The 10040-nt window shown below is 71.1% G+C and carries 7 protein-coding genes and 2 pseudogenes; 3 read left to right on the plus strand and 6 right to left on the minus strand.

What is annotated here, in order from left to right:
* The 5 genes and pseudogenes from GTW40_RS33425 to GTW40_RS29015 form a co-directional block, all read right to left on the minus strand.
* A pseudogene (locus tag GTW40_RS33425) lies at positions 1-215 on the minus strand (hypothetical protein); the annotation flags it as partial.
* A gap of 183 nt (positions 216-398) precedes the next feature.
* On the minus strand, positions 399-1241 hold the full coding sequence (locus GTW40_RS29000) for an S-methyl-5'-thioadenosine phosphorylase (RefSeq protein ID WP_343245817.1): 843 nt from the start codon (positions 1239-1241) through the stop codon (positions 399-401).
* Positions 1242-1381: 140 nt separating this feature from the next.
* Complete coding sequence (locus tag GTW40_RS29005) at positions 1382-1696, minus strand: FmdB family zinc ribbon protein (protein WP_161183103.1); 315 nt, start codon at positions 1694-1696, stop codon at positions 1382-1384.
* A gap of 67 nt (positions 1697-1763) precedes the next feature.
* Positions 1764-3065: an MFS transporter gene (locus GTW40_RS29010; RefSeq protein WP_161183104.1), complete on the minus strand. Its 1302-nt coding sequence runs from the start codon at positions 3063-3065 to the stop codon at positions 1764-1766.
* 248 nt (positions 3066-3313) lie between these two features.
* Positions 3314-4828 carry a potassium/proton antiporter gene (locus GTW40_RS29015; protein ID WP_161183108.1) on the minus strand — a complete coding sequence of 505 codons (1515 nt, stop codon included), beginning with the start codon at positions 4826-4828 and terminating at the stop codon, positions 3314-3316.
* A 268-nt stretch (positions 4829-5096) separates the two neighbouring features.
* On the opposite strand from GTW40_RS29015, the gene GTW40_RS29020 reads away from it, so the two are divergent.
* Positions 5097-7898, plus strand: a complete 2802-nt coding sequence (locus GTW40_RS29020) for a penicillin acylase family protein (protein WP_161183105.1) — start codon at positions 5097-5099, stop codon at positions 7896-7898.
* Positions 7899-7988: 90 nt separating this feature from the next.
* On the opposite strand, the gene GTW40_RS29025 is transcribed toward GTW40_RS29020, so the two are convergent.
* On the minus strand, positions 7989-8609 hold the full coding sequence (locus GTW40_RS29025; protein ID WP_161183106.1) for a 5-formyltetrahydrofolate cyclo-ligase: 621 nt from the start codon (positions 8607-8609) through the stop codon (positions 7989-7991).
* 101 nt (positions 8610-8710) lie between these two features.
* Here GTW40_RS29025 and galU point away from each other — a divergent pair, with 101 nt between their 5' ends.
* Positions 8711-9613: a UTP--glucose-1-phosphate uridylyltransferase GalU gene (galU, locus tag GTW40_RS29030; protein ID WP_161183107.1), complete on the plus strand. Its 903-nt coding sequence runs from the start codon at positions 8711-8713 to the stop codon at positions 9611-9613.
* Positions 9614-9618: 5 nt separating this feature from the next.
* A pseudogene (locus GTW40_RS29035) lies at positions 9619-10040 on the plus strand (molybdopterin molybdenumtransferase MoeA); the annotation flags it as partial.

Raw genomic sequence — 10040 nt, forward strand, 5'->3', positions numbered from 1 at the left:
ACGGCCAGCCCGGCCGCGACCGCCCGCCTGCGGCTCCGCATCAGCTGCCGCGCCGCGTACCCGCCGCCGCGTACACACACCGGCGCGAAGCCGGGGACCTCACGGGTCGCGGGGACGTCGGTGCCCGGCGGGCGCGGGACACGGAACACCGGGGGAGAGGAGCGCGGGCGAGGAGAGCGGGAGGAGGTCAGGTTGACCGAGGACATCGGGATCACCGCCTGCTACGAGGGAATCGGCTGCTTGCGATGCCCACGATGACGGCTTTCGCCGAGGCCCGTCGGGACCTGTGAACGGCCGGATGCCTGTGGAAAACTCCGTCACCCGAACGAGGCGACCCACACCCGGAACAGGCACCGAACAGGCACCGAACAGGCACCGACACCCCCCGTGCCGACCCCCTACGGCAGCACGAACCCCGGCTCCACCCCGCCCAGCGCCCCCACGCACAGACAGTCCCGCTCCTCCGTCGCGGGCAGCGCCGCCACCGCGTCGAACAGCACCCCGCGCAGCCGGTCCACGTTGGCCGCGAACACCCGCAGCACCTCCTCGTGGGAGACACCCTCGCCGGTCTCGGCGCCCGCGTCGAGGTCGGTGACCAGGGTGAGCGAGGAGTAGCAGAGCTCCAGCTCACGGGCGAGGGCCGCCTCGGGATGACCGGTCATGCCCACCACCGACCAGCCCTGCGCCTGGTGCCACAGCGACTCGGCGCGGGTGGAGAAGCGCGGACCCTCGACCACGACCAGCGTGCCGCCGTCCACCGCCTCCCAGTCCCGGCCGTGCGCCGCTTTCAGCGCGGCGGCCCGCCCGGTGGGGCAGTAGGGGTCGGCCAGCGACACATGCACCACGTTCGGCACCGTGCCGTCGGGCAGCGGCAGCCCGTCGAAGTAGGTCTGCTCCCGCGACTTGGTGCGGTCCACCAGCTGGTCCGGCACCAGCAGCGTGCCGGGGCCGTACTCCGGGCGCAGCCCGCCCACCGCGCACGGGCCCAGGACCTGGCGGACCCCGACGGAGCGCAGCGCCCACAGATTGGCGCGGTAGTTGATGCGGTGCGGGGGGATGCGGTGGTCCCGGCCGTGCCGGGGCAGGAAGGCGACCCGCCGGCCGGCGATCTCGCCGAGGAAGAGGGAGTCGCTGGGCGCCCCGTAGGGGGTGTCCACGCGGACCTCGGTCACGTCCTCCAGGAAGGAGTAGAAACCCGAGCCGCCGATTACGCCGATCTCTGCGTTCGCCATGCCGAGCACCCTAGCCGCAGCCGGAAACCCGCCCCAGGGGTGACCGAGAACGGTTCGGGAACGTCACGGCCACGCCCGGCCGGTTCCGGGAACGCCGAAGACCCCACCGTCACGGACAGCCGGACGGCGGGGTCGAAAAGGCGTGGTTCTCAGGCGGCGGAGCCGGAAGAGGACGACGAAGACGACGAAGAAGTCGACGTGGACGACGAAGACGACGACGCCTTCGAGTCGGACGACGACGAAGAAGAGGACGACGTCTTCGTGGCCGGGCTGCTGCTCGACGTCGCGCCACGCGAGTCGTTGCGGTAGAAACCGGAGCCCTTGAAGACAATGCCGACCGCGGAGAACACCTTCTTCAGGGGGCCACCGCAGCTGGGGCACTCGGTCAGGGCGTCGTCGGTGAACTTCTGCACCGCTTCAAGGCCCTCGCCGCAGTCCTTGCACTGGTACTGGTAGGTCGGCACTGTCTTCCTCCTGGCACTCTCACTCAATGAGTGCTAACGACGGTCCATCTTGACGCATTCCCGGGGATCAGTCCACCGCGACCGGCGCGCGGTGACCCACGCCACGTGCCACCGTACGGTTCAGCGGCCGGGGCACGAGCCGGGAACGCAGCAGCAACAACGTCGCCAGCGCGGGCACCGTACCGGCCATCGGTACCAGGAAACCGGCCCCGCCCCACAGCCGGTCCTCCAGTTGACCTGCGACGGTGACGGCGGCCGCCTGGCCGAGCGCGACCGCGCCGGTCAGCCAGGTGAACGCCTCGGTGCGGGCCCCGGCCGGTACGAGCGACTCGACCAGCGTGTAGCCGGTGATCAGCGCGGGCGCGATGCAGACGCCGACCAGCAGACCGAGTCCGGCAAGGAGCGGCAGCGAGTGCGCCGTCCACAGCGCGGACGCGGTCAGCGCGAGCCCCGCGTATCCCACCGCGAGCCGCCGCCGGGGCGAGGCCCGCCAGGCGATCGCGCCGCACACGAAGCCGGAGAGCATGTTGCCCGCCGCGAAGACGCCGTACAGGACGCCGTTCAGGCCTGGCTCGCCGATCGACTCGGTGAACGCGGCCAGCGAGACCTGCATCCCGCCGAAGACCGCCCCGATGCCGAGGAAGGTCACGATCAGCACGCGTACGCCCGGCACCCGCAGGGCGGACGTGTGCGGCACGCGTGCGTGCTCGTCGGCGGCGTGGGCGTCCACGGAGGGCTGCGTCCCGCGCTGTGCCGCGAAGAGCAGGCCGCCGACCAGTGTCAGCAGCGCCTCGGTGACCAGACCGGCGGAGGGGGTGACGGTGGTGCACAGGGCGGTCGCGAGGAGGGGGCCGACCACGAAGGTCAGCTCGTCCGTCACGGACTCGAAGGCCGCCGCCGTGCTCATGAGCGGCGACCCCTGGAGCCTCACGCCCCAGCGGGCGCGCACCATGGGGCCGACCTGCGGCACCGAGGCGCCGGTGGGCACGGCCGCCGCGAACAGCGCCCACAGGGGCGCGTGCGACAGGGCGAGCGCGGTCAGGCCGAGCGCGGCCACCGCGTGCACGACGACACCGGGGAGCAGGACGGCCCGCTGTCCGTAGCGGTCCGCGAGACGGCCGCCGTAGGGCGCGCAGAGCGCCATGGAGACGCCGGTGACGGCGGCCGCGGCACCGGCGGCGCCGTACGAGCCGGTGGTGTGCCGTACCAGGAGCACGATGGAGATGGTGAGCATCGCGAACGGCTGGCGCGCGGCGAAGCCCGGGACCAGGAAGGTCCAGGCACCCCGGGTGCGCAGCAGTTGTCCGTAGCCAGGACGGGGCGGAGCCTGCCGCTTCTCGGCCGGCTCGGTGGTGACCGTGGACTCCACGGCCCGTGCCTTCCTTCCGCCTGGTAGCGCGCCCGTGCGGGGGGCACCGAGAGCTGTCCTCTTGCGCGGGACTGCGGTAGATACCGGTGCTGCACTACGAAAGGCGTTCCGGCCGCCATACGGTCGCGCCAGCTCTGCGTCAGACAGATCAGACAGAGTTGGTTCGATCAGATGCCTTGATCGTACAGCGGGCACCGCGGGCGCGACCTGTGACAACGAGCACCCGGTGCGGGTCCGGGGGAGCGCCCTCAGCGCCCCGCCCGGCCCGACGGCGTCCCGCCCGTCCCCAGCCAGTCCGCCAGCTTGCCGCCCTTGGTGACCGCGCGCAGCCGTCGCTCGGCCTGGTCGCGCACCGGGTCGGTGGCGACCACCAGCAGCTCGTCCCCGTGCCGCAGCACGGTTGTCGGCGACGGCACGAAGGACTTGCCGTCGCGCACGACCAGGGTGACGGCGGCGCCCGGCGGCAGCCGCAGCTCGCCCACCTCCACGCCGTGCATCTTGGAGTCCTCCGGGATCGCGACCGAGAGCAGATGGCCGCGCAGCCGCTCCAGCGGCGCCGACTCGATCCCGAGGTCGGACGCCTCGCCCTCCTCGCCGAGCCGCAGCTTGCGGGCGAGCCAGGGCAGGGTCGGGCCCTGGACGAGGGTGTAGACGACGACCAGCACGAAGACGATGTTGAAGATGCGGCGGCTGCCCGCGATGCCGCTCACCATGGGGATCGTCGCCAGGATGATGGGGACCGCGCCGCGCAGTCCCGCCCAGGACATCAGCGCCTGCTCCTGCCAGGGCACCCGGAACGGCGTCAGGCTCAGCACCACGCTCAGCGGGCGGGCCGCCATGGTCAGCACCAGGCCGATCACCAGCGCGGGCACGATGTCGTCGCCCAGCTCGTGCGGGGTCACCAGCAGACCGAGCAGGACGAACATGCCGATCTGGGCGATCCAGCCGAGCCCGTCCGCGAAGCCCCGGGTGGCCGGCCAGTGCGGCAGCTTGGCGTTGCCGAGCACCATGGCGGCCAGATAGACGGCGAGGAAGCCGCTGCCGTGGGCCAGGGCGCCCGCCGCGTACGCGGTGACGGCGATGGCCATGACGGCGATCGGGTAGAGGCCGGAGGCGGGCAGCGCGACGTGCTTGAGGCCCCAGGAGCCGATGAAGCCCACCGCGAGACCGAGGGCGGCGCCGATGGCCAGCTCCAGCAGGATCTCGCCGAGCAGCACGTACCAGTGGTCGATCGGGCCCTGCTGGGAGAAGGCGACGACCAGGATGACGACGGGGGCGTCGTTGAAGCCGGACTCGGCCTCCAGCGTGCCCGTCACGCGCGCGGGGAGCGGGATGCGCCGCAGGACGGAGAACACGGCCGCCGCGTCCGTCGAGGAGACCACCGCGCCGATGATCAGCGCCTGCCGCCATTCCAGCCCGATCAGATAGTGCGCGCCCGCGGCCGTGGCCCCGACGCTGACCGCGACGCCGACGGTCGCCAGCACGGAGGCGGACGGCAGTGCGGGTCCGATCTCCTTCCACTTCGTGCCCAGACCGCCCTCGGCGAGGATCACGACCAGGGCCGCGTACCCGATGACCTGGACCATCTCGGCGTTGTCGAAGTGGATGTGCGCGATGCCGTCGGAGCCCATGAGGACGCCGATCCCCAGGTACACGAGCAGGCTGGGGAGCCCGCTGCGCGAGGAGATCCGCACGGCCGCGACCGCGACCAGGAGCACGAGCGAGCAGGCGAGCAGGAGCTGGTTGAGGTGGTGGACAGTCAGCGGCGCTTCCCTTCCTTGGCCCGCGTCCGATGCGGGGCGGGCTCAGTACACAGGACCCGAGGCTGCGGCGCACCGCATCCAAGTACTTCGTTACCTTACCTAACTCTTGACGCTTCCTTGACGCTCGGCTTGGCAAGATCGAACGCCCGTGCGCGCCAGTTCCCGACTCCGCGTCAAGTGGCTCGGGGCCCTGCGCCTATGGTTGCTCCAGCGCTCATTCAAAGTCATGGCCCGACCTGCCGCTCGCGTTAGGACAGCAAGGACAGCGATGCCCCCCAATACCACCGCCACAACGGGTGACAAGCCCGGCAAGTCCGGCAGGAAGAAGGGGCGCAAAGCCCGACTTATCGTGCTGGTCCTGGTCCTCGCCGTCATCGGCGGCATCGCCTTCGGCGCGTACTGGACGGTCAGTACCGTGCGCGCCTCCTTCCCGCGCACGAGCGGCACCCTCACGCTCAAGGGCCTGTCCGGGCCGGTGGACGTGAAGCGCGACGGCTACGGCATCCCGCAGATCTACGCCTCCTCCGACGCGGACCTGTTCATGGCGCAGGGCTACGTCCAGGCGCAGGACCGCTTCTACGAGATGGACGTGCGCCGGCACATGACCTCCGGGCGCCTGTCGGAGATGTTCGGCAAGGGCCAGGTCAAGAACGACGCCTTCCTGCGCACGCTCGGCTGGGACCGGGTGGCCAAGCAGGAGTACGACACGAAGCTGTCGGCCTCCACCAAGCAGTACCTCGACGCCTACTCCAAGGGTGTCAACGCCTATCTCCAGGGCAAGGACGGCAAGGACATCTCCCTGGAGTACGCCGCCCTGAACCTCACCAACGACTACAAGCCCTCGGGGTGGACCCCGGTCGACTCGCTGTCGTGGCTGAAGGCGATGGCCTGGGACCTGCGCGGCAACATGCGCGACGAGGCAGACCGCGCCCTGATGACGAGCCGCCTCGGCCCGCAGCAGATCCGCGACCTCTACCCGGACTACCCGTACAACCGGAACAAGCCGATCGTGCAGAACGGTCAGTACGACGAGCTGAACCGGACCTTCGAGCAGGGCGGCACCTCGGGCGCCACCGGCGCGACGGGCACCAACGGAACCACGGGCACGACGGGCACCACCGGTTCCACGGACACCGGCACCGCCTCCGGCACCGCCGCCAACTCCGGCTCGGCCGTCACCAGCCAGCTCATGGGCCTCTCCAGGGTCCTGGACGACCTCCCCACCGCCGTCGGTGTGAACGGCCAGGGCATCGGCTCCAACTCCTGGGTCGTCTCCGGCGCCAACACGATCACCGGCAAGCCGCTGCTCGCCAACGACCCGCACCTGTCCGCCACGCTGCCCTCGGTCTGGTACCAGATGGGCCTGCACTGCCGGACCGTCGACAGCAAGTGCCAGTACGACGTGACGGGTTACACCTTTGCCGGGATGCCCGGTGTGATCATCGGGCACAACGGCCGGATCGCCTGGGGCATGACCAACTCCGGGGTGGACGTCACCGACCTCTACCTGGAGAAGATCACCGGCGACGGCTACCTCTACGACGGCAAGGTCCGCCCCTTCCGCACCCGCGAGGAGACCATCAAGGTCGCGGGCGGCCCGTCCCGGAAGATCGTGGTCCGCGAGACCCAGGACGGCATGCCGCTGCTGTCGGACCGGGACGGCGAACTGGTCGACGTGGGCCGCACGGCCGGCGTCGACACCGCCGCCCCCGACCGGGGCGACGGCTACGGTGTCGCCCTGAAGTGGACCGCGCTGCAGCCGGGCACCTCCATGGACGCCGTGTTCGCCATGGACAAGGCCGCCGACTGGAAGAGCTTCCGCTCCGCCGCCGCCCTGTTCGACGTGCCGTCGCAGAATTTGGTCTACGCCGACTCGGAGAACATCGGCTACACGCTGCCCGGCAAGATCCCCACGCGCTCCGCCTCCGACGACGGCTCGCTCCCGGCCCCCGGCTGGGACTCCAAGTACCGCTGGACCGGCTACATCCCGCAGGACGCGCTGCCGTACGAGTACAACCCCAAGCGGGGGTACATCGTGACCGCCAACCAGGCCGTGATCGACAAGGCCACGTACCCGTACACCCTGACCACCGACTGGGGTTACGGCACCCGCAGCCAGCGCATCACCGACCTGATCGAGTCCAAGATCAAGGACGGCGGCAAGGTCTCGACCGACGACATGCGCCAGATGCAGACGGACAACAGCAGCGAGATCGCCCGGCTGCTCGTGCCGCGGCTGCTGAAGCTCAACCTGGACGACCCGGACGTCCGTCAGGCGCAGAAGCTCCTGGAGGGCTGGGACTACACCCAGGACGCCGACTCGGCGGCCGCCGCGTACTTCAACGCGGTCTGGCGCAACATCCTCAAGCTGGGCTTCGGCGACAAGCTCCCCAAGGAGCTGCGGGTCAAGGGCCAGTGCCTGTGGGTCGAGCGGGCGGGCAGCACCGGGCCGCTGGACGACGACACCAAGGTCCGCGAGTGCGGTGAGCGCGACGCCGACCAGGCGCAGCCGGACGGCGGCGACCGCTGGTTCGAGGTCGTGCGCACGCTGATGGACAAGCCCGACAGCGACTGGTGGAAGGCCCCGAAGTCGGGCAACCGCCCGGCCGCCGAGAACCGCGACCAGCTGTTCACCCGCGCCATGATCGACGCGCGCTGGGAGCTGACCGCCAAGCTCGGCAAGGACATCGACACCTGGAGCTGGGGCCGCCTGCACCGGCTGTTCCTGAAGAACCAGACGCTCGGCACCAACGGCCCGGAGATCCTGCAGTACGCGCTCAACCGCGGCCCCTGGAAGCTCAGCGGCGGCGAGGCCACCGTGGACGCCACCGGCTGGAACGCGGCGGGCGGCTACGGCGTGGTCTGGGTGCCGTCCATGCGGATGGTGGTCAACCTGGCCGACCTGGACAAGTCCAAGTGGATCAACGTCTCCGGCGCCTCCGGCCACGCCTTCAGCGCCCACTACACCGACCAGACCGACAAGTGGGCCAAGGGCGAGCTGCTGCCCTGGTCCTTCACCGGCAAGGCGGTCGACGGAAGCACGAAGGACACCCTGGTCCTCAAGCCGTGAGCCACTGACGGCGACCGGCACCGCAACGGCCCTCCACGCGCGCGTGGAGGGCCGTTCCGCATATCCCCGGGCTTCCCGGTCGAGGCCCGGTCAGGGGCGGGTGAAGCGGCGCACGCCCGTCGGGGTCACCACGGCGTGCACCGGGCGGTCGTGCGGCTCCGCCGGTACCCGGGCGACGACCTCCGTGTCGTAGAGCAGCACCACGAGCGCCGGGCGTGCGCCCGCGCTCTCCAGCCGTGCGAGCACCCGGTCGTACGACCCGCCGCCGCGCCCCAGGCGCATCCCGTGCTCGTCCACCGCGAGACCGGGCAGCAGGACCGTGTCGGCCGAGGCGACGGCGTCGGGTCCGAGCCGGGGCCCGGACGGTTCGAGCAGCTCCATGCGGCCGTCGTGGCGTACCGGGGCGAGCGAGCCGGGGCCGGTGTACTCGGCCCAGTCCAGGTCGTTGTCGGGGAGCAGGGCGGGCAGCAGGACGCGGACGCCCCGCGCGCGCAGCGTGTCCAGCAGCGCGCGGGTGCCGGGTTCGCCGCCCACGGAGACGTAGGCCGCCACCGTGCGGGCGGCGGCCAGCTCCGGCAGGAGGAGCGCCTGCCCCGCGAGCGCGTCGGCCGACGACCGGATGTCATCCTCCGGCAGCCCGTTCCTCACCCGGAGGAGTTGCCGTCGCAACGCGCGTTTGTCAGGCTCGTCCGCGCGTCCGTGCTGTCTCAAGAGGTCCCGCCCTTCCCGGCAAAACGGTCTATCCGTTCATACGACGGTATGTCGATCGGGGTAGCGGATTGCCTGCTTAGACACCGGATAGGGTTGCCGCCATGACTGAGTCGTACCCGAAGATCAGCAAAGCCGTCATCCCGGCGGCGGGCCTCGGCACCCGGTTCCTGCCGGCCACCAAAGCCACCCCCAAGGAAATGCTGCCGGTGGTGGACAAGCCCGCCATCCAGTATGTGGTGGAGGAGGCGGTGTCGGCGGGTCTCGACGACGTCCTCATGGTCACCGGACGCAACAAGCGCCCCCTCGAAGACCATTTCGACCGCAACTACGAGCTGGAATCAGCCCTCGTGAAGAAGGGCGACGAGCAGCGGCTCGCGCGGGTCCGCGAGTCCAGCGACCTCGCCACCATGCACTACGTGCGCCAGGGCGACCCCAAGGGCCTCGGCCACGCCGTGCTGTGCGCCGCCCCGCACGTCGGCCACGAGCCCTTCGCCGTCCTCCTCGGCGACGACCTGATCGACCCCCGCGACCCCCTGCTCCAGCGCATGATCGACATCCAGGAGCAGCACGGCGGCAGCGTCGTCGCGCTCATGGAGGTCGCCCCCGAGCAGATCCACCTCTACGGCTGCGCCGCGATCGAAACCACCGGTGAGAGCGATGTCGTCCGGGTGACCGGCCTGGTCGAGAAGCCCGACCCGGCGGACGCCCCCTCCCACTACGCGATCATCGGCCGCTACGTCCTCGACCCGCGCATCTTCGAGGTCCTGCGCCGCACCGAGCCCGGCCGCGGCGGCGAGATCCAGCTCACCGACGCCCTCCAGCAGCTCGCCCAGGACGAGAAGGTGGGCGGCCCCGTGCACGGCGTCGTCTTCACCGGCCGCCGCTATGACACCGGCGACCGCGGTGACTATCTGCGTGCCATTGTCAGGCTCGCGTGCGAACGTGAAGACCTGGGCCCGGACTTCCGGACCTGGCTTCGCACGTACGTCGCCGAGGAGATGTAGGACCGTTGAGCGCCGCCCCGAACCGTCCCGTCGGACCGGACCACGTGTGGTCGGTGGACGAGCACCTGGAGGACATCCTCAGCACCATCCGCCCGCTCGACCCCATTGAGCTGCCCGTCCTGGAGGCCCAGGGCTGCGTCCTCATGGACGACGTGGTGGTGCCGATGTCCCTGCCCCCGTTCGACAACAGTTCCATGGACGGGTACGCGGTCCGGGTCGCGGACGTGGCCGGGGCGAGCGAGGAGTACCCGGCCGTCCTGGAGGTCGTCGGCGATGTGGCGGCCGGTGCCGCCGACCTCGTGCGGGTCGGCCCGGGGCAGGCCGCCCGGATCATGACCGGCGCCCCGGTGCCGCCCGGTGCCGAGGCCGTCGTCCCGGTCGAGCAGACCGACGCCGGGCTCGGCGAGGGTCCGGCGACCGGGATGCG

It is taken from the genome of Streptomyces sp. SID4985 (genome assembly GCF_009863025.1).
Lineage (GTDB): Bacteria > Actinomycetota > Actinomycetes > Streptomycetales > Streptomycetaceae > Streptomyces.

What these genes read in the sequence shown, in the direction of transcription:
- GTW40_RS29020 (WP_161183105.1), top strand. Translation starts at nt 5,097, where the DNA reads ATGCCCCCCAATACCACCGCCACAACGGGTGACAAGCCCGGCAAGTCC.
- galU (WP_161183107.1), top strand. Translation starts at nt 8,711, where the DNA reads ATGACTGAGTCGTACCCGAAGATCAGCAAAGCCGTCATCCCGGCGGCG.